Raw genomic sequence first — 228 nt, forward strand, 5'->3', positions numbered from 1 at the left:
GCAGAAAGCCCTCGGCAACCGCCGGACCCCACGTGTGTGCCGCGATCCCCGTTCCGGCCACGCGAGCGCCGTTGGCGATGATGGCGATCGGAATCGTCGCGAGCGTGAGCGTCGTCCGGACCCAGGTCCGATTGTCGACGACGTAGCCGTAGACCAGGCCGAGCGTGATGAGCGAGACCAGCGATCGGATGCCGCTGCAAGCTTCCGCGACTTCGAGGCTGGTGTTGG

At 67.1% G+C, this 228-nt stretch carries 1 protein-coding gene; it reads right to left on the reverse strand.

The window, feature by feature from the left end; all coding sequences use genetic code 11:
- The coding region (locus KVT28_RS27650; protein WP_217551559.1) for an exosortase/archaeosortase family protein at positions 1-228 on the reverse strand (228 nt) is incomplete at both ends.

It is taken from the genome of Pantoea sp. GbtcB22 (assembly GCF_019091025.1).
Taxonomy (GTDB): Bacteria; Pseudomonadota; Gammaproteobacteria; order Enterobacterales; family Enterobacteriaceae; genus Pantoea; species Pantoea leporis.